This window comes from Streptomyces sp. NBC_01474 (genome assembly GCF_035918215.1).
Lineage (GTDB): Bacteria > Actinomycetota > Actinomycetes > Streptomycetales > Streptomycetaceae > Streptomyces > Streptomyces aureus.
On record NZ_CP109449.1, the window covers coordinates 4,274,734 to 4,293,963 of the forward strand.

18 protein-coding genes are annotated in these 19,230 nt (G+C 70.9%); 10 read left to right on the forward strand and 8 right to left on the reverse strand.

All coding sequences use genetic code 11. From position 1 onward, the window contains the following. Positions 1-28: 28 nt before the first annotated feature. From OG758_RS19490 to OG758_RS19505, 4 genes are all read left to right on the forward strand, one after another. Positions 29-1,324 carry a HAMP domain-containing sensor histidine kinase gene (locus tag OG758_RS19490; RefSeq protein WP_326711190.1) on the forward strand — a complete coding sequence of 432 codons (1,296 nt, stop codon included), beginning with the start codon at positions 29-31 and terminating at the stop codon, positions 1,322-1,324. A 147-nt stretch (positions 1,325-1,471) separates the two neighbouring features. Continuing rightward, complete coding sequence (locus OG758_RS19495; RefSeq protein WP_326711191.1) at positions 1,472-2,875, forward strand: FtsW/RodA/SpoVE family cell cycle protein; 1,404 nt, start codon at positions 1,472-1,474, stop codon at positions 2,873-2,875. After that, complete coding sequence (locus OG758_RS19500; protein ID WP_326711192.1) at positions 2,872-4,338, forward strand: peptidoglycan D,D-transpeptidase FtsI family protein; 1,467 nt, start codon at positions 2,872-2,874, stop codon at positions 4,336-4,338. The genes OG758_RS19495 and OG758_RS19500 overlap by 4 nt, the downstream gene beginning before the upstream one ends. A gap of 84 nt (positions 4,339-4,422) precedes the next feature. Then, on the forward strand, positions 4,423-4,971 hold the full coding sequence (locus OG758_RS19505; RefSeq protein WP_326711193.1) for a DUF3291 domain-containing protein: 549 nt from the start codon (positions 4,423-4,425) through the stop codon (positions 4,969-4,971). On the opposite strand, the gene OG758_RS19510 is transcribed toward OG758_RS19505, so the two are convergent. Together OG758_RS19510 and OG758_RS19515 are read right to left on the reverse strand one after the other, a co-directional pair. Then, positions 4,952-5,824 carry a hypothetical protein gene (locus tag OG758_RS19510; RefSeq protein ID WP_326711194.1) on the reverse strand — a complete coding sequence of 291 codons (873 nt, stop codon included), beginning with the start codon at positions 5,822-5,824 and terminating at the stop codon, positions 4,952-4,954. The two genes, OG758_RS19505 and OG758_RS19510, sit on opposite strands and share 20 nt — an antisense overlap. A gap of 69 nt (positions 5,825-5,893) precedes the next feature. Next, the gene (locus OG758_RS19515; protein ID WP_326711195.1) at positions 5,894-7,003 is read right to left on the reverse strand and encodes a ferritin-like domain-containing protein; all 1,110 of its coding nucleotides are present in this window, start codon (positions 7,001-7,003) and stop codon (positions 5,894-5,896) included. A 149-nt stretch (positions 7,004-7,152) separates the two neighbouring features. Between OG758_RS19515 and OG758_RS19520 the strand changes: the two genes are divergently transcribed. From OG758_RS19520 to OG758_RS19535, 4 genes are all read left to right on the forward strand, one after another. After that, entirely contained in the window at positions 7,153-8,091 is a 939-nt protein-coding gene (locus OG758_RS19520) for an AurF N-oxygenase family protein (protein WP_266560165.1), read from the forward strand. A gap of 72 nt (positions 8,092-8,163) precedes the next feature. Beyond that, the gene (locus OG758_RS19525) at positions 8,164-8,889 is read left to right on the forward strand and encodes a TetR/AcrR family transcriptional regulator (protein WP_266560167.1); all 726 of its coding nucleotides are present in this window, start codon (positions 8,164-8,166) and stop codon (positions 8,887-8,889) included. Positions 8,890-8,948: 59 nt separating this feature from the next. Next, on the forward strand, positions 8,949-9,230 hold the full coding sequence (locus OG758_RS19530) for a hypothetical protein (RefSeq protein ID WP_326711196.1): 282 nt from the start codon (positions 8,949-8,951) through the stop codon (positions 9,228-9,230). A gap of 146 nt (positions 9,231-9,376) precedes the next feature. Then, the gene (locus OG758_RS19535; RefSeq protein ID WP_326711197.1) at positions 9,377-10,528 is read left to right on the forward strand and encodes a C40 family peptidase; all 1,152 of its coding nucleotides are present in this window, start codon (positions 9,377-9,379) and stop codon (positions 10,526-10,528) included. 22 nt (positions 10,529-10,550) lie between these two features. Here the strand turns inward: OG758_RS19535 and OG758_RS19540 are convergent, their stop codons facing one another. The 5 genes from OG758_RS19540 to OG758_RS19560 are packed head-to-tail and all read right to left on the reverse strand — an operon-like array spanning position 10,551 to position 16,297. Continuing rightward, on the reverse strand, positions 10,551-11,801 hold the full coding sequence (locus tag OG758_RS19540; protein WP_326711198.1) for a styrene monooxygenase/indole monooxygenase family protein: 1,251 nt from the start codon (positions 11,799-11,801) through the stop codon (positions 10,551-10,553). Positions 11,802-11,834: 33 nt separating this feature from the next. After that, the gene (locus OG758_RS19545) at positions 11,835-12,518 is read right to left on the reverse strand and encodes a GTP-binding protein (RefSeq protein WP_326711199.1); all 684 of its coding nucleotides are present in this window, start codon (positions 12,516-12,518) and stop codon (positions 11,835-11,837) included. After that, positions 12,499-12,924, reverse strand: a complete 426-nt coding sequence (locus OG758_RS19550) for a DUF742 domain-containing protein (protein WP_240654277.1) — start codon at positions 12,922-12,924, stop codon at positions 12,499-12,501. Before OG758_RS19550 ends, OG758_RS19545 begins: the two co-directional genes overlap by 20 nt. After that, complete coding sequence (locus OG758_RS19555) at positions 12,921-13,424, reverse strand: roadblock/LC7 domain-containing protein (RefSeq protein ID WP_116510014.1); 504 nt, start codon at positions 13,422-13,424, stop codon at positions 12,921-12,923. The genes OG758_RS19550 and OG758_RS19555 overlap by 4 nt, the downstream gene beginning before the upstream one ends. Then, positions 13,421-16,297 (reverse strand): nitrate- and nitrite sensing domain-containing protein, encoded by a 2,877-nt coding sequence (locus OG758_RS19560; RefSeq protein ID WP_405656678.1) that lies wholly within the window; start codon positions 16,295-16,297, stop codon positions 13,421-13,423. The genes OG758_RS19555 and OG758_RS19560 overlap by 4 nt, the downstream gene beginning before the upstream one ends. 356 nt (positions 16,298-16,653) lie before the next feature. Between OG758_RS19560 and OG758_RS19565 the strand changes: the two genes are divergently transcribed. Continuing rightward, the gene (locus OG758_RS19565) at positions 16,654-17,442 is read left to right on the forward strand and encodes a protein phosphatase 2C domain-containing protein (protein WP_326711201.1); all 789 of its coding nucleotides are present in this window, start codon (positions 16,654-16,656) and stop codon (positions 17,440-17,442) included. A gap of 3 nt (positions 17,443-17,445) precedes the next feature. Here the strand turns inward: OG758_RS19565 and OG758_RS19570 are convergent, their stop codons facing one another. Next, entirely contained in the window at positions 17,446-17,949 is a 504-nt protein-coding gene (locus OG758_RS19570) for a MarR family winged helix-turn-helix transcriptional regulator (RefSeq protein ID WP_227297195.1), read from the reverse strand. A gap of 218 nt (positions 17,950-18,167) precedes the next feature. Between OG758_RS19570 and OG758_RS19575 the strand changes: the two genes are divergently transcribed. After that, a complete protein-coding gene (locus tag OG758_RS19575) occupies positions 18,168-19,001 on the forward strand; it encodes a lysozyme (protein ID WP_326711202.1) in 834 nt (277 codons plus the stop codon). Positions 19,002-19,230: the final 229 nt, after the last annotated feature.

The following is a 19,230-nucleotide window of genomic DNA, read 5'->3' on the forward strand; positions in this document are numbered from 1 at the left end:
GCCCCCGGCAGCCCGCCAAGAGCCGCCCATGACCCCCACCACCGCCCGCGCCGACCCGAGCCCCACCAGGCCCAGACCCCGACTCCCCGCCTGGACCGCCACCCTCACGTGGAAGGCCGCGGTCTTCATCACGGTGATGTGCTGCGCACTCGCCGCACTCCTGGGCGCCCTGGTCCACGTATCGGTCGCCAACCAGACCGTCGGCCAGGCCCGTGACCGCGCACTGGGCCGGCTGGACGAGGCCACCCAGGCGTACGAGGCCGGAGCCAGGCTGGGCCCGCTCGCGGGGATCGACCCCCCTGGCCTTCCCGACTCGCTGCGCAGGCTCGCCGCGGGCGGAGACCGCGGCACCATGGTGAGCAGCCGCGCGAAGGCACCCACGATGTGGGCGGCGGGACCGATCGACGGGAACCGCGTACTCGCCGTGGAGATCGACTACTCCCAGGGCGCCCGCACGATCGACGGCCTGGACCGGGCGATCGTCGGCTCGTCCGTGCTGGCGATCGGCGCGACGCTGCTGGTGGGAGCGTTCGCGGTGACCCGCGTGACGCGGCGCCTGCACGCGACGGCGAGGGTGGCCCGGCGGATCAGCGGCGGGGACCTGGACGCGCGCGTGGGCGATCCGAGGACACGGAATCCGGCCAGGCCCCAGGACGAGGTGGCCGCGGTCGCGGGCGCGCTGGACAGCATGGCGACGTCGCTGCAGCGCAAGCTGCTCAGCGAGCAACGGTTCACGGCGGACGTGGCGCACGAACTGCGGACACCGCTGACGGGCCTGCACGCGGCGGCCGAGCTCCTCCCGCCGGGCCGCCCGACGGAGCTCGTACGGGACCGGGTCGCCGCACTGCGGACCCTCACCGAGGACCTGCTGGAGATCTCGCGCCTGGACGCGCGCAGCGAGCGCGTGGACCTGGACGACAACTGGCTCGGCCCGCTCACCGAGCGGGTGGTGCGGGGGTCCGGCACGGAGACGGAGGTGGTCGTGGTGCGCGACGTCTGCGTACTGACGGACCGCCGGCGCCTGGAGCGGGTGCTGGGCAACCTCGTGGCGAACGCGCACCGGCACGGCAGCCCGCCGGTGGTCCTCACGGTGGACGGCCCGGTGATCACGGTGCGGGATCACGGGGAGGGCTACCCGGACTACCTGGTGGAGGGCGGTCCGCAGCGCTTCAGGACGGAGGGCGGCACGAAGGGCCACGGCCTCGGTCTGACGATCGCGCTGGGCCAGGCGAAGGTGCTCGGCGCTTCGCTCAGGTTCACGAACGCGGAGGACGGCGGGGCGCTGGCGACGCTGACGTTGCCGTACGACGACCACCAGCCCTGACGCACCGCCCCCACACGGAATCCCCGCGCGGAACCTCGCGCAGACCCCCTCCCGGAACCCCCGCCCGAAACGCCCACCGGACACACCCCCAGTCAGATTAAGGCGACATAGCGGCATTTCCCGGCTAGCGCTTGTTACGTTCCCGCCATGACCGGATCGACGGGATCGACGGGACCCACGGGCCCGGCAGGCACGGGAGCCGGCGTCAGCCCTTCCGCAGTCCCCGCCGTCCGCCTCCCGCGGCGCCGTGGCACCGAGCTCGTCCTGATCGTTCTGGCCGTCCTGCTCAGCGTCTACGGATACTGCGCCGTAGGACTCGTCAAGAACGGTTCCGTACCGCCCGGCGCCGCCGGTTACGGTGCCGGGCTCGGCGTGCTCGCGCTCGTCGCGCACGGCGCGATCCGTCTGCGCGCCCCGTACGCGGATCCGCTCCTGCTGCCCATCGGTGTGCTACTCAACGGCCTCGGCCTGGTCCTGATCTACCGGCTCGACCTGGAGACGCCCCACGACCAGGCGGCGCCGGCCCAGCTCATCTGGTCCACGCTCGGCGTGGCCCTGTTCATCGCGGTCGTGGTGCTCGTGCGCGACCACCGGGTGCTGCAGCGGTACGCGTATCTGTCGGCCGTCGTCGCGCTGCTCCTGATGGTCCTGCCGATCTTCTTCCCGGCGGTGAACGGCGCCCGCATCTGGCTCAGGATCGGCGGATTCTCCATCCAGCCGGGCGAGTTCGCCAAGGTGCTGCTCGCGATCTTCTTCGCCAGCTATCTCGCGGCGAACCGCAACGCGCTCTCGTACACGGGAAAGAAGATCTGGCGCTTCCAGCTCCCCACCATGCGGGTCTTCGCGCCGATCCTGGTCTTCTGGCTGATCAGCGTGGGCGTCCTGGCCCTGGAGCGTGACCTGGGTACCTCGCTTCTGTTCTTCGGCCTCTTCATCGTGATGCTGTACGTGGCGACGGGCCGCGGCAGCTGGATCGCGATCGGGCTTCTCCTCGCGGCGGGCGGCGCGGTCTTCGTCGGCGCGCTCGAACCGCATGTGAACAGCCGCGTCCATGACTGGTTGCACCCGTTCGCCTCGATCGACGCGGGCGAGGGTCCCGGCCAGCTCGCGCAGTCGCTGTTCGCGTTCGCGGCGGGCGGCATGCTCGGCCAGGGGCTCGGGGCGGGGCACTCGATCCTCATCGGGTTCGCCGTCAAGTCGGACTTCATCCTGGCGACCGCGGGCGAGGAGCTGGGGCTCGTCGGCCTGACGGCGATCTTCCTGCTGTACGCCCTGCTCGTGGAGCGCGGCTACCGTGCCGGGCTGGCGCTGCGCGACCCGTTCGGCCGGCTCCTCGCGATCGGCATCGCGTCGATCGTCGCGCTCCAGGTGTTCGTGATCGCGGGCGGGGTGATGGGTCTGATCCCGCTGACCGGCATGGCGATGCCGTTCCTCGCACAGGGCGGCTCGTCCGTCGTCACGAACTGGATCATCGTGGCGCTGCTCGTCGGGATCAGTGACTCCGCGCGTGCCCAACTCCTGCCGGACGACGCGCTGGAGGCGCATCGGTGACCCGCTACATCCGCCGCGCCTCGATCTTCTGCCTGGTGCTGCTCGTCGCACTGCTGGTCAACTCTGCCCGCGTCATGATCTTCGAGGCGGACTCCCTCGACGACAACCCGGCCAACCGCCGCAACACCATCGCGCGCTACACCCAGCCGCGCGGCAACATCCTCGTCGACGGCAAGGCCGTCACCGGTTCGAGGGACACCGACGAGCAGCTCCGTTACGAACGGACGTACAAGGACGGTCCGTTGTACGCGCCGGTGACCGGGTACGCGTCCCAGGTGTACGGCACCTCACTGCTGGAGAACGCCGAGGACGACATCCTCTCCGGCACGGACCCGATGCTCGCCCCGCTCCCCCTGTTCGACGACCTGACGCACTCGCAGCAGCCGGGCGGCAAGGTGGCGACCACGATCAACGCGGCGGCGCAGAAGGCGGCGTACTCCGGGCTGGCCGGGCGCCGGGGCGCGGTCGCGGCGCTCGATCCGGCGACCGGGGAGATCCTCGCCCTGGTGAGCAGCCCCTCGTACGACCCGGGGACGATCGCGGGGACGGATTCGGCGACGACGTCGGCGTGGAAGAAACTGAACCGCGCGCCGAGTCAGCCGATGCTCAACCGGGCGATCCGGCAGACGTACCCACCCGGCTCGACCTTCAAGATCGTCACCGCGGCGGCGGCCCTCGACTCGGGCGTCGTGACGGATGTGTACGAGCCGACGGAAACGCCCAGCCCCTGGCGCCTGCCCGACACGTCGACCTTGCTGCAGAACGAGGCGCGCGGCTGTGAGGACGCGTCGCTCGCGGACGCGATCCGGGTCTCCTGCAACACGGTGATGGCCAAACTCGGTGTCCAGGTGGGGCTGAAGGGGATGGTGTCGGCGGCCAGGAGGTTCGGCTTCAACGATGCGGGGGTGAGGATCCCGTCCGGCGTCTCGCGGAGCAACTTCGACACGGACATGGACCGTTCGCAGCTGGCACTCTCGTCCATCGGCCAGTTCAACACGACGGCGACACCGCTGCAGATGGCGATGGTCTCGGCCGCCGTCGCCAACGGCGGGGTCCTGATGGCGCCGCATCTGGTGGAGAGGACGACGGACGACCACGGCAACACCGTGGCGCAGACCGGTTCGAAGGCGTACCGGCAGGCGATGAACCCGGCCACCGCGGTGCAGCTCCAGGAGATGATGCAGGACGCCGTGGAGAACGGCACGGGCGCGAACGCGCAGATCCCCGATGTGGCCGTCGGCGGCAAGACCGGCACGGCGCAGCACGGCGTGGGCAACAAGGGCGCCCCGTACGCGTGGTTCATCTCCTGGGCCCGGTCCCCGGATGCGGGCAGCGCGGAGGTCGCGGTCGCGGTGGTCGTCGAGGACGCGTCGGCGAACCGTACGGACATCAGCGGCGGCGGGAGCGCGGCGCCGATCGCGCGGGACGTGATGGAAGCGGTACTGAACTCAGCGGAGCGGTAAGGGAATCGGCCCGCAAGTGGCCCCTGATACCAACAGGTGAAATGGCCCTCTACGGCGCCGCGCCCCCTGCCTATCGTGCAGTCCATGACTGACAACGGGACTGCGAAGACGACGGAAAACGGGACTCGCCACGAACTCGCCCAGGTGAACATCGGCCGCCTGACCGCCCCGCTCGACTCGCAGCAGCTGAGGGACTTCGCGGAGGGACTCGATCCGGTGAACGCCGTCGCCGACGCGTCGGACGGGTTCGTGTGGCGCCTGAAGGACGACAGCGGGGACGCGACGAGCTTCCGCGTCTTCGACGACGCGTGGCTGCTCGTGAACATGTCGGTGTGGCGGGACACGAACGCGCTGACGGCGTTCATGTACCAGGGCCGGCACCGTGAACTGCTCGCCCGCCGACGGGAGTTCTTCGAGCGTCTCGACGAGGCGGTGACCGCCCTGTGGTGGGTGCCGGCCGGGCACCGGCCCACCCTCGAGGAGGCGGAGGAGCGCCTGGTCCATCTGCGGGCGCACGGCCCGACGCCGTACGCGTTCAATCTGCGTACGGCGTTCCCGGCAGGCGGCACCGGCCCCGAGCCGGAGCGTGAGCCGGCGCCTGAGCCGGAGTCCGTCAGCCGATCGGCTTCCTGATCTCCGAGCGGATCTTCGCCGCGGTCGCGGCCGCCGCGTCGAGGTCCACGTCGGAGGGGTCCTGAAGGGCGATCTCGGGGGTGATCTCGGCGACGGTGGCGCCCGTGTTCCCGTCGGCCCAGGCGCACATCGGGATGGTCGCCTGCTGCTTGGTGAGCACCTGGCAGGTGATGGTGACGTCGGAGCCGGCCGGCTTGAAGTCCTTGGCGGGCACGGCGACTTCGGCGCCGTCGCTCTTGGCGGCGCCCTGCATCATGTTCTTGCGGGCGAGGTCGGTGTTCTTGAACCGGCCGTACATGCCGGAGATCACCACACCCGCGTTCTTCTTGGCGGGGTCGGTCGCGGCGTACTGGCCGACGGCCGCCTTGGTGTCGCGCGCGTCCCAGGCGCCGTCCGCCTCGTCCTCGATCTGCTTGCCCTGGGTGCCGGACAGGTCCTGGGTGAGGGTGTACCTCCCGTCGAGGACGGTCTTCGGGATGGTCAGCTTGTACTCGGCCTTCGGAAAGCTCTTGTCGACCTCCGAGCCGAGCATGGCGACCGCGACGATCCCGATGACGACGACGGCGAGCGCGCCGCCGACGATGCCGAGGATCATCCCGACCCGCCGCTTCTTGGGCGGCGGGCCCATGGGGGCACCGCCCCATCCGGGGTAGGGGGCACCGCCCGGGTAGGGCTGCTGGGCGTACGGGCCGGGCTGGGCCGGCTGACCGTAGGGACCCGGCTGGCCCGGCTGACCGTAAGGACCGGGCTGGCCGGGCTGCTGCGGCGGGCCGTACGGACCGGGCTGGCCGTAGGGCGCGGCCGGGGGCTGCTGGCCGTACGGGTTGGGCTGGGGCGGCTGAGGCGTGGACACGTCAGCAAACTACTGCATGCGGGTGACATGCCCACACGCCCCGGACACCACGAACCCCCCGGGCGTGCCCTAGGGGAGCTGCGCGCCCTCCCCGATCGTCGACTCCACCTCCGCGACACGCTCCAGTTCCTCCGCCGCGAAGCGTTCCGCGTCGAGCTTCTCGGCGATCTCCTCGTCCTGGGCCATCAGCTGGTCGAGGTTCGAGTTGCCCATCTCGAAGACGCCCATGTCGACGTACGCCTGCTGGAGGCGCTTGCCCCACAGGCCGATGTCCTTGACGCAGGGCACGATCCGGGAGAAGAGCAGCTGACGGAAGAGGGCCAGGAACTCGGACTGCTCGCTGTACTCCTCGGCCTCCGCCTTGGAGATGCCGAAGTTCTCCAGGACCTCGACGCCGCGCAGCCGGTCGCGCATCAGGTAGCAGCCCTCGATGACGAACTCCTCGCGCTCGCGCAGTTCGGCGTCGGTGAGCTGCTTGTAGTAGTCGCGCAGGGCCATCCGCCCGAAGGCCACATGGCGGGCCTCGTCCTGCATCACGTACGCCAGGATCTGCTGGGGCAGCGGCTTGTCCGTGGTGTCGCGGATCATGCCGAACGCGGCGAGCGCCAGGCCCTCGATGAGGACCTGCATGCCGAGGTAGGGCATGTCCCAGCGGGAGTCGCGCAGGGTGTCACCGAGGAGCGACTGGAGGTTGTCGTTGATCGGGTACAGCATCCCGATCTTCTCGTGCAGGAAGCGGCCGAAGATCTCCGCGTGCCGGGCCTCGTCCATGGTCTGGGTCGCCGAGTAGAACTTGGCGTCCATGTCGGGGACGGACTCGACGATGCGGGCGGCGCACACCATCGCGCCCTGCTCACCGTGCAGGAACTGGCTGAACTGCCAGGACGCGTAGTGCTTGCGCAGCTCGCCCTTGTCCCGGTCCGTCATCTTCGCCCAGTGCCGGGTGCCGTAGAGGGTGAGCGCCTCGTCGGGGGTGCCGAGCGGGTTGTGGGGGTCGACCTCGAGATCCCAGTCGATGCGCTTGGCGCCGTCCCACTGCTTGTCCTTGCCCTTCTGGTAGAGCGCGAGGAGGCGGTCCCTGCCCTCGTCGTACTCCCAGCTGAGTCTTGCCGCACCGGCCGCCGGTATGTCCCAGTTGAGCTCCTCGGGCGCCCTGGTGTACAGCTCATGCGTCGACATACAAGCAGGCTCACACGCTCGCGGACACCGGGTCAACAAGTCGCGCGCAAGGGATTGACGGCCTTGCTGACAAGCAGTCTCATAAGACGTGACCGCCGGTAACTCCTGTGCCGCGGCGCCCGTTTCCCGTACGACGAGGTGGGACAGCCATGACGACCGTGACGGAAGCCGACGCGTTCGAGGGTCTGCGCGACGCGCTCGGGCTGCTCAAGGACCGCGAACAGGTGGCCGAGCGCCTGCTCGACTCCTCCGCCAAGCACTCCTTCGACCCGGACAAGGAACTGGACTGGGACGCCCCCGACGTCGAGGGCATGTGGTACTGGCCTCCGGAGCTCTGCTCGCTCTACGACACCCCCATGTGGAAGCGGATGCCGCAGGAGCAGCGCATCGAGCTCTCCAAGTACGAGGCCGCCTCGATGGCGTCCATGGGCGTCTGGTTCGAGATCATCCTGATGCAGCTCCTCGTACGGCACATCTACGACAAGTCGCTGACCAGCAGCCATGTGCGCTACGCCCTCACGGAGATCGCCGACGAGTGCCGGCACTCCATGATGTTCGCCCGCATGATCAAGCGGAGCGTCGGCGAGAGTTTCCCCATGCCGCGCGTCCACCACAACCTGGGGCGCGTGCTCAAGACGATCTCCACGACGCCGGGATCCTTCGCGGCCACGCTGCTCGGCGAGGAGATCATCGACTGGATGCAGCGTATGACCTTCCCGGACGAGCGCGTCCAGCCGCTGGTGCGCGGCATCACCCGCATCCACGTCATCGAGGAGGCTCGGCACGTGCGCTACGCCCGTGAGGAACTGCGCCGACAGATGGTGAAGTGCGGCCCGGCCGAGGCGGCGTACACCCGGATCGTGTGCGGCGAGGCGGCCCGCGTGATCTACACGGCGTTCCACAACCCGGCGGCCTACGAACGGGCCGGGCTCGATCCGAAGGAGGCCCTGGCGCAGGTCAAGGCCAGCGGCCACCGCCGCGAGATCATGCAGACCGGCGCCAAGCGCCTGACCGACTTCCTGGACGACATCGGGGTCATGCGGGGCGTCGGACGCAGGCTGTGGAAGTCGTCCGGGCTGCTCGCCTAGGACTGCGCCCGGGACCGTGCGGAGCGCCTCCGCACAGGACCTCCGCACGAAAAGCCGGTTACGCTGCGGAACATGACCTCGGCACCCGGCACCCGCGCGTACCGACGGCTCAGCGTCGAGGAGCGTCGCAGTCAGCTCCTCGTCGCCGCGCTGTCCCTCTTCGCGCACCGGGCACCCGAGGAGGTGTCCCTCGACGACGTGGCGGAGGCGGCCGGTGTCTCACGGCCGCTCGTCTACCGGTACTTCCCCGGCGGCAAGCAGCAGTTGTACGAGGCCGCGCTGCGCTCCGCGGCCGACGAGCTGGAGAAGTGCTTCGCGGAGCCGCAGGAAGGACCGCTGAGCGGCCGGCTCACGCGGGCGCTCGACCGCTACCTCGGGTTCGTGGACCAGCACGACATGGGGTTCGCCGCCCTGCTCCAGGGCGGCAGCGTCGTGGAGACGTCGCGCACGACGTCGATCGTGGACGGCGTGCGCAGGGCGGCGGCCGAGCACATCCTGAGCCATCTCGCCGTGGCGGACCCGGGTCCCCGGTTGCGGATGACCGTACGTATGTGGATCACGGCGGTGGAGGCGGCGTCGCTGATCTGGCTCGACGAGGACAAGAAGCCGCCGCTTGACGAGCTGCGCGACGGGCTCGTCGACCAGTTCATGGCGGTCCTCACGGCGACGGCGGGCCGCGACCCGCAGACCGCCGGGGCGGTGCGGCACGCGCTCGCCCTGGAGACGCCGGACGGGCCCGTGGGCCGGCTGGCGCGCCTGGTGCTGCCCGTGGTGAGCGACGCGGCACACCTGTTCTGAATCCTCCTCCCCGGCGTGAACGCCGGGGCTTCCTCGCAAGAAACAGTGACACTGGTGCCGTGAAGAGCGAAGAGACGCCGTTCGTCGGCGGGCCCATGGACGGGCGGGTGCTGCCTGTGCTGCTCGGGCCCACGGGGCATCCGCCGAAGGTGTACCGCATCCCCGTGCCGGGCCCCGACGGCTCCGCGGGCACGGTGCTCATCTACCGCCGGGTGCCGATGGTCCCCGGCAGGATCCGGTTCACCCGCCGCTGGAAGTACGAGTACGACCCCTCGGGACGCGACGACAGCGGGCCCCGGTGGCCCTGGTCCAAACCGCGCCCACAGCAGTCGACTTCGTAGATCACCTTCGTGGATCGCCTTCGTGGAGTCCCCCGGCCGGGTGAGGTCCTTGGGCCGAACCGCCCAGCAGGCGGCGCGCGTGCAGGCGGACGTGTCAATGCTCTCGGTGCGGGACGGACGGGCCGCCCCGCACCGGAGGTGATGACGTGTCAGGAAGCCTTCTGCGGTGGGCCTGTGCCGCGACAGTGGCCTCGATGCTCGCGGCGCCGGGACCCGCGACCGCCGCAACCGCACCGACCCCCGGCCCCCTTCCGGCGGCCGGCAGCAAGTCCGTCGCCACACTTCTGACGGATCTTCAGCGTCTTTACCGGGAGGCCGAGAAGGCCACCGAGACGTACAACGCGACCGCGGAGAAGCTCAAAAAACGTCGGACGACGGCCGGTGACCTGGCCCGCAAGCTGTCCACAGCCCGCACCTCGCTCCACGACAGCCGCGACGCGGCAGGCCGCCTCGCCCGCGAGCAGTACCAGGGCAGCAGCAACTTCTCCCCCTACGTGCGCCTGCTCCTCGCCCGCGACCCGCAGCACGCCCTCGACCAGGGCCATGTGATCCGGCGCGTGGCCCAGGAGCGCATCGCGACCGTGGAGCGGCTCGTCGGCGGCGAGAAGCGCGCCGACGACCTGGCGGCCCAGGCACGCAAGGCGCTCGCCGAGCAGACCCGGCTCTCGGACCGGCAGAAGAAGGACCGGGACGCGGTCCGGGCCCGCCTCAAGGACGTCGAGAAGCTGCTCGCCTCGCTCAGCCCGGACCAGCTCGCCGAGCTGACCCGCCTGGAGGACACGGGGATGGCGAAGGCCCAGAAGACGTTCATGGCGTCGGGAGCGCTCAGCTCGCGGCGGGCGCCGTCGCGGGCCGGGGACGCGGCACTCGCGTACGCGGTGCAACAGATCGGGAAGCCGTACGTGTGGGGCGCGGAAGGGCCCGCGGCGTTCGACTGCTCGGGGCTCACGTCAAAGGCGTGGGAGCACGCGGGCGAGAACATCCCCCGCACGTCGCAGGAGCAGTGGGCACGACTGCCCCGCGTCCCGCTGAACGAGCTGCGGCCCGGGGACCTCGTCGTGTACTTCCCCGAGGCCACGCACGTGGCGATGTACCTGGGCGACGGCATGGTGGTGCAGGCGCCGCGGCCGGGCGCGAAGGTCAAGGTGTCGCCGATCGCGGCCAACCCGCTGCTCGGCGCCGTCCGCCCCGATCAGGGCGCCACGTCGATGAAGGACTACACCCCGCCGGAGCTGCCCGAGAGCGCGACGGGCAGCGACGACACCGGATACAGCGCCGCGGGGGCGCCCACCGGCTGACCGGTGCGCGCCCCACCGCGGATCAGCCGGAGACGGAGGCCAGGTAGGCGTTCGTCTTCTCCGGCTCATAGAAGAAGTTCTCGAAGTCGGCCGGGTTGTTGAAGCCGTTCGCGAAGCGGTCGGCGACCGGCTGGAGCTGGCCGGCGGCGCCGATCAGGTTGAGGACGTGCTCCGGCGGGACGCCCAGCATCGCGTTGGTCCACTTCACGACGTGCTGCGCGGTGTCCCAGTAGCGGTCGAAGGTGGACTGCATCCACTCCTCGTCGAACGGCTTGTCGCCGTGCTCGACGATGGAGTCGAGGTACGAGGCGGCGCACTTGGAGGCCGAGTTCGAACCCTGGCCCGTGATCGGGTCGTTGGCGACGACGACGTCGGCGACACCGAGGACCGCGCCGCCGCCGGGCAGCCGCCCGATCGGGTTGCGGACGGTCGGCGCGTAACGGCCGGCGAGGGTCGCGTTGGCGTCGGTCAGCTCGACCTTCGTGGCGCGCGCGTACTCCCAGGGCGTGAACTTCTCCATCAGCTCCAGGGTGAGGGCCAGGTGCTCCGAGGGATCCTTGACGCCCTTGAAGGCGTCCAGCGGACCACCGGGGATGCCCTCCCAGAACAGGATGTCCGCGCGGCCCGAGGTGGTGAGGGTCGGCATCACGAACAGCTCGCCGACGCCGGGCACCAGGTTGCAGCGCACCGCGTCGAAGTCCGGGTGCTCGGGGCGGGGGCCCATGCCGTGCACGTACGCGACGGCCAGCGCGCGCTGCGGCTCGGCGTACGGGGAACGCGAGGCGTCGCGGCCGAACATCGAGACCAGCTCACCCTTGCCGGCGGAGACGAGTACCAGGTCGTAGGTGCGGGCGAAGTAGTCGAGGTCGGAGACCGCGGCGCCGTGGATGACGAGCTGCCCGCCGCGCTGCGCGAACGTCTCCATCCAGCCGGCCATCTTCACGCGCTGGTCGACGGACTGCGCGTAGCCGTCGAGCTTGCCCACCCAGTCGATGGCGCGCTGCGAGGGGCCCGGGTCGAAGGAGCCGGGGGCTGCGACGGAGACGCCGAGGCCCTCGATCCTGGGGGCCTGGGACTCCCAGAAGTTCACCTGGAGATCGCGCTCGTGCTGGAGCGCCGTGTCGAACATGCACTGCGTGGACATGACCCGGCCGGACCGGATCTCGTCCGCGGTGCGGTTGGACATCAGGGTGACCTCGTACCCGTTCGACTGGAGGCCGAGGGCGAGCTGGAGACCGGACTGGCCGGCTCCGACGACGAGTATCTTCCGCATGCGGGTGCCTCTTCTACTGCTGAGGGGTGGTGGCTATTCGGGGGTGGCGTCGAGCGCGTGGCCGACGAGGGCCAGGAGGGTCTCGACGACCGAGATGCGCTGCCGCGCGTCCATGATGAGGACAGGGATGTGCGGCGGCACCGTCAGGGCCTCGCGCACGTCGGCGGCGGCGAACTCGTCGGAGCCGTCGAAGTGGTTGACGGCGACGACGTACGGGAGCCCGCAGCTCTCGAAGTAGTCGAGGGCCGGGAAGCAGTCGGACAGCCGCCGGGTGTCGGCGAGCACGACCGCGCCGATCGCGCCGCGCACCAGGTCGTCCCACATGAACCAGAAGCGCTGCTGCCCCGGCGTGCCGAAGAGGTAGAGCACCAGGTCGTCGTCGAGCGTGATCCGCCCGAAGTCCATGGCGACCGTGGTCGTGGTCTTGTCGGGGGTGGCGGTGAGGTCGTCGGTCTCCTCGCTCGCCTGGGTCATCAGCGCCTCCGTCTGGAGGGGCTGGATCTCCGAGACGGCGGTGACGAGTGTGGTCTTGCCGACGCCGAAGCCGCCGGCCACCACTATCTTCGTGGCGATCGGGGCGCGGGTGCGGTCCGTCTGCCAGGCCTGGAGCTCCTCCTGGGGCTCGAAGGCGATGGCATCACGGCCGGACGACGGCTGGGCAGGTACGAAGGCGGGCGTGACGCCCTCGGTGACGCCTTCAGAGACGACGGAGTCCACTCAGCACCCTTTCAAGCAGTGCGCGGTCCGGCTGGCCCGGGCCGTGGCCGGTTCCGTAAACGCGGATCTTTCCCTGGTCGGCGAGGTCGCTGAGCAGTACGCGGACCACGCCGAGGGGCATTTTCAGGAGCGCGGCGATCTCGGCGACCGTGCGCATGCGGCGGCACAGCTCCACGATCGCCCGCATCTCCGGCATGATCCGTGTCGAGAGCGTGCCCTGGCCTATCTCGAGGCGTTCCTCGGGCGCTTCGAGCGCGGCGACGAACGTCTCGACGAGCAGCACATGGCCGAAGCGGGTGCGGCCGCCGGTGAGCGAGTAGGGGCGCACCCGGGCCGGCTTGCGGTCGCCGCCCCGGGTGGGAAGTTTCGGGCCGCCGGTACTGAGATTCGTGATGCTGCTGCTCACTTGGCGTTCTCCATCGACTGGCGCAGTTCACTGCGGAGTTCGGGCGTGAGGACGTGCCCGGCACGGCCGACGAAGAGCGCCATGTGATAGGCGACGACGCTCATGTCGCAGTCCGGGGTGGCGTGCACGCCGAGCAGTGAGCCGTCGCTGATGGACATGACGAAGAGGCTGCCTTCCTCCATCGCGACCATGGTCTGCTTGACGCTGCCGCCGTCCATCAGCTTGGCGGCGCCGATGGTGAGGCTGCCGACGCCGGACACGATCGTGGCCAGGTCGGCGCTGGAACCCTTGGGTCCGCCGCTGTGGTCGGCAGGGCGCTCACTGTTCCTGCCGGGGTCGGAGGAGAGCAGGAGCAGCCCGTCGGAGGAGACGACCGCGACCGAGAGGAGCCCTGGCACCTCCTCCACCAGATTGGTCAGCAGCCAGTGCAGGTTGCGGGCTTCGGTGCTGAGTCCGAATCCAGGGGTGGACGCACTCGGCGTGCGACTGGGCGCAGTCAACTGCTTGCCTCCTCGACTGTGTCCCCCTTGGGTTCTGCGGACGGATCCGTTCCGCCGATCTCGGCCTCGACGTCCCGCCGGCCTTTGTTGGCGCCCTGGTGGAATCCGCCGAGGCGGCGGCGCAGGGCGTCGGCGTCGACGGATCCGGTGCGCGGCGCCGCGGCGGGCGCGGGGGCCGAGATCTTGGGGGTCCTCTTGGGCAGGCCCTTGTCCGTGACGCGCTCCCGCTGGGGGGTGCGGGCCGAGGGGATCACGGGCTCGCCCGCCGCCTCGGGGGCGGGAGGCGTGTCGGCCTTGGGCCGGGTGGGCAGGCCCCGGGTGCCGCTGGTCTCCGCGGTGCCCGTCTCGTCGGCGACCCGCTCGTGCGCGGGCTCGTCGTCGAGGTGCAGGGGCCGCGGCGCGGGCTCGGGGGCCGCCGCCGGTACGGGTTCCGGGGCGACGGCGCGTACCGGCTCCGGGTCGACGGCCGGGATCGGCGCGGTCAGGGTCATGGTCGTCTCGGCGGGCGACTCGACCGGGACCGTGGGCTCCATGGGCTGCGGTTCGAAGTCCGCCTCGGGCTCCCGCGGCGCTTCGGCGTCCGTCCCCGCTTCCCGCACGGCGTGCTCCGCCGCGGCGATCAGCGGGTCGTGGCCGTCCTTGGAACGGCTGCTCAGGACATTGGAGTTGGCCTCGGCCTCGGATCCGGGCAGATGCACGGCGGGCGCGGCGCCGGCCACCGGGACCCGCGGGGGCGCGGCTGCCGCGGGGGCCGCCGCGAGGAGCGCCCTGGGCAGCACGATGACGACGGCGATCCCGCCCTGCTTCTGCTCGCGCAGCTGCACCCGCACGCCGTGGCGCGCGGCGAGGCGGGCCACGACGTACAGGCCGAGGCCGAGTCCGTCACCGTCCTCGGGGTCGAACATCTCGTGGTCCGCGAAGGCGGCGAGGCGGGCGTTGAGCTCCTTCATCCGCTCGTCGGTCATGCCGATGCCCTCGTCCTGGACGGAGAGCATGACCTCGCCGCTCTCCAGGAGCCAGCCGGACACCTCGACGGAGGCGTCGGGCGGCGAGAACGAGGTGGCGTTCTCCAGCACTTCGGCGACGAGGTGGCTGAGGTCGTCGGCGGCGAACCCGGCGAGGTGCGCGTGCGGCGGGAGCGCGGAGATCCTGACCCGCTCGTAGCGCTCGATCTCGCTGACCGCGGCGCGCACGACGTCGACCAGCGGGACGGCGCCGGGGTTTCCGTGGCCGTGCTCGGCGCCGGCGAGGACGAGGAGGTTCTCGCTGTGCCGCCGCATGACGGTGGCGAAGTGGTCGAGCTTGAAGAGGGTCGCGAGGCGCTCGGGGTCCTGCTCGCGCTCCTCCAGGTTCTCGATGACGCCGAGCTGGCGCTCCACGAGGCCGAGGGTGCGCAGGGCGAGGTTCACGAACGTGCCGTGGATGCTGTGCCGGACCCGGTCCAGGTGCCCCGCGGCCGAGGCGAGTTCGGCGCGCAGCTTCTCGCGCTCGTCGGCCATGGTCGCGCGCTGGCCGATCAGGTGCTTGCGGTCGGCCTCGAGCGTGGTGAGGCGCTCGTGGAGGCCGAGTGCGTGCGCGTGCAGTGCGTTGACGGACCGTACGACCTGGGCGAACTCGTCGTTGCGACCGGTGAACTTGACCGGCTCCTCGCTCGCCGGGTCCGCGGCGAGCCGGGCCGAGCCGAGGCGGAGCACCGCGAGCGGCCTGGTCAGCGTGCGGGCCATGGCCATCGAGACGCCGACGGCGACGAGCAGACACAGACCGGCCAGCGCGATACGGACCTCGAGCGCGGTGACGTCGTCGTCGCGCAGCAGGGAGAGGTCCTTGGTGCGCCGGTCGTAGAGGGACGACTCGGCGCCGCGCATCAGGTCGATACGGGCGGAGAGCGCGGCGTCGATGTTCTTGGGGCTGGCGGCGAGGTCGTCGGCGGACAGCGTGGGCTCGTCCGTGAGGGCGGCCAGGTACGTGTCGGCCTTGGTGACGTCGGGCCCGGTGACCGTGGCGCCGTAGGAGGCGACGGACGCGGCCGGGGCGGCGTCCTCGAAGTCGGCGAGCGCGGCCTGTTCGCGTACGTGGGCCTGCTGGGCGGCGGCGCTCAGGGCGTCGCGCTGCTTGCCGTCGGCGGAGTCCTGGGAGACGACCGTCTTCGGGAGTCCGGTGACCGGGTCGATGACCGTGGACGTCTGGTCGGTACGGGGTACGGCGAACGCGGCGAGCAGGAGCCCGCGCGCGGCGGAGGCCTGCTCGACGGCCCGGTCGAGGTCGGCGAAGGCGTGCGCTCCGGAGCCCGCGCGGGGCGGGGTGCTCTCGGCGAGCTGCTCGGCCGTGCTGTGCAGCTCGTTGATCGCGCCGGAGTACGCCTTGTGCGCCTCGAGGGCGCTGCCCTTGCCGGTGAGCGCGGCCCGGCGGACGGCCGCGATGCCGGCGAGGTCGCGTTGCAGGGGGGCCGGGGCGTCGGTGCGGAGCTCTTCGAGCTGCCGGTCGACACGGGCGCTGCGGCTCTCGGAGAGCCCCTGTCCCTTGGGCCGCCCGGCTGCGATGAAGGCGGTGACCTCGTCGCGCTCGTCGGCCAGGGAGTGGGAGAGCGTGACGGTCTGCTGGGTCCGTGCCGCGAGGTCGACGAGCTCCTGCGAGTCGCTGACCTGCCCGGACGCGGCCATGAGGGCGGGTGCCGCAGAACCGGCGATCGCCGCGGCGACGACCGCTACGGCGATGATGAGCCGGTTGCGCACCCGCGCGGTGCGTCGTCCTCCGGGGTCGGCGGGGGTGCCCGCCGGGGCGTGCGCGGCGGCTCCTGCGGGAACCGTCGTGCGCCCCTCGTCCGCTTCGGAGGCCGCTTGCTTGCCCTTGCGTCGAGGCCGCATCTTCCGCACCGGTGCTCGCATTCCTGACTCGTCTACCCATGGGCCCGGGTGACGATCTGTCAACACGCGCGCCCCCTGGTATGGCTCCAGACCATTCCAGTGCCGGTGAGCAGTGGTCGCGCATCACCTAGCCAGCCACCCGAAGGAGTGAACATCGAGCGGGAGTTGGGGAGCAAGTCCCGGTGGCATGGGCACGGGGCCCGAACGGGGCGCCGGTTGGACGTCTCTCACAGGCTTTGGCAAGATGCCCCGCCACTCCCCGGCGGAGTTGATCATTCCGGTCGAAACCAGGCGTCTGACCTGCCGATGCGGCTCAACTCCCGGCTCAACGGGCCTCTTGTGAAGGCCTCGTGCAGACTGGCCTGATGCGCATCGAACTCGCGACGGAGCCCGGAAACCCCGACCGGCCCAACGAGGACTTCGCCTCGGCGGCCGTACCCGCCTCCGGACAGGGGGGAACGCTGGTGGTCCTGGACGGGGTCACACCACCCCGGGGCGAGAGCGGCTGTCTGCATTCCGTCCCCTGGTTCACGGCCCGGCTGGGCGGCGCGCTGGGTGAACTGTCCGTTTCGCGGCGGGATATGACGTTGCCCGCCGTCCTCGCCGAGGCAATCCGCCGCACCGCCGACGCCCATGAGCAAACTTGTGACCTTTCTCACCCGCGTACGCCTCAGGCAACCGTGGTCCTGGCACGGTGGGACGCGGAGCGTGTCGAGTATCTGGTGCTGTCCGACTCGGTGTTGTTGGTCGAGGACGCGTCCGGATCGGTCACGGCACTGGTGGACGACCGGCTCGACCGCGTGCCGCGCTCCTCTCTCGTCACGGACGAGGTGGCCGACGCGACCGTGCGCAACAAGGAGGGCGGCTTCTTCACGGCCGCCGCCGACCCCTCGGTCGCCGCCCGAGCGGTCACGGGTGAACTCCCCCGCGCGCGGGCGCGCACGCTCGTGGCACTGACCGACGGAGTCACGCGCTGGGCCGAGAAGTTCCGCGAGGGCGACTGGGCGGACCTGTTCGCGCTCGTGCGCAAGGAGGGCGCCGAGGCGGTGGTCGCGCGCGTACGTGCCCTGGAGAACGCGGACGAGAGGGACCGGGTCTTCCTGCGGCGCAGCAAGACCCACGACGACGCGACGGCGGTGTACGTGGAGCTGTAGGGCCTAGCTCTCGGCGCCGGCGTTCAACTGGTGGAGCAGGCGAGCCAGTTCCGCCACCTCGCTGCGGTCCCAGCCCGCGAGCTGGCGTACGTACGTGGCACGGCGGGCGTCGCGGACCTGCCGGAAGTTGGCGCGGCCCTCGTCGGTGAGGTGGACGAGCCAGGCGCGGCCGTCGGCGGGGTCGGGCTCGCGCGCGACGAGACCGAGGTCCTCCAGGGCCCGCAGCTGCCGGCTCATGGTGGCCTTGCCGACGCCGACGTACGCGGCGAGTTCGGTGGCCCGCTGCCGGCCGCACTCCTCCAGGCGCGCGAGCAGTCCGTAGGCGGCGGGTTCGAGGTCCGGGTGGACGGCGCGCGCCATCTCGCCGGAGGACGCGCGGGCTCGCCTGAGGAAGACCGTCAACTCCCTTTCCAAGGACAAGAATTCGTGGTCCACACCACTCTCCGTCGCGTCGAATTCGGCGCCCGGCCGCGCGCCGTTCCCGTCCTCGTGCACGTCAGCACCCATGTCAGGGTTTCCCGTTTCTGAAAGTTTCCGCCATTCGCGGCCATTGCCGCAGCTCCGCCAGTATTTCGCAGGAGTAGACCAACGGCAGCATCCGGGCCCCCTTCCCTCCCGGCGGTCTACGTGCGTAGCTTCATTGGTGACATGTCCACACCAGTGACATGTCGAAAGGTCCCCCCACCGAGCTCACAGAAGCTCAACGAGGCCTTCGGAGGCACGCAATGCCCGTGCACAGATCCGGAACCGTCCGCCGCCCGCGCCTCAGGCGCTTCCCGGCGGCCGGAGTCATCCTCGCAGCGCTCTCGCTGCTGTTCACCCTGCCCACCGCGGCCCAGGCCGCCGACGTCCCCGCCCGTGGCTCCGCCACGATGGGCATGGGCGTCGCCGAGCACGACGGTCAAGGCGGCCTGCCCACCGGCGACAAGGCCGTCCAGACCGAGGGCGTGGACACCAGCAGCCACAACGGCAACGTGGCCTGGTCGACGCTCTGGAACAGCGGCGTGAAGTGGGCCTACGTCAAGGCCACGGAAGGCACGTACTACACGAACCCGTACTTCGCCCAGCAGTACAACGGCTCCTACGACGTCGGCATGATCCGCGGCGCGTACCACTTCGCGACCCCGGACACGACGACCGGCGCCGCCCAGGCCAACTACTTCGTGGACCACGGGGGCGGCTGGTCCCGGGACGGCAGGACCCTGCCGGGCGCGCTCGACATCGAGTGGAACCCGTACGGCGCGTCCTGCTACGGCAAGACCGCGGCCGGAATGGTCAGCTGGATCCGCGACTTCCTGAACCAGTACAAGGCCCGCACCGGACGCGACGCCGTGATCTACACGGCGACGAGCTGGTGGACCGAGTGCACCGGCAACTCCAGCGCGTTCGGGGCGACCAACCCGCTCTGGATCGCGCGCTACAACACCGACCCGGGCGCGCTCCCGGCCGGCTGGGGCTTCTACACGATGTGGCAGTACACGTCGTCCGGCCCGACGGTCGGCGACCACAGCAAGTTCAACGGCGCCTACGACCGGCTGCAGGCACTGGCCAACGGCTGAGCGAGCGGAGAGCGGCCGGCCTCCCCCAGGGGTCCGGCCGCTCCTGCGAGGGCGGTCAGCAGCTGCCCGCCCGGGCGGTCCCGCTCCACGAGGTTCGTGCAGCCGGTGGTCCGTCGAGCCACAGCACGCACGTACCTGCGTCGGCGGCACACGGTGCGCCGGCGCATCACCCCCGGCTGACGGCGGTGCTGAACGCGGAGACCAGGTTCCAGGCGGGGTGCAGGCGGCA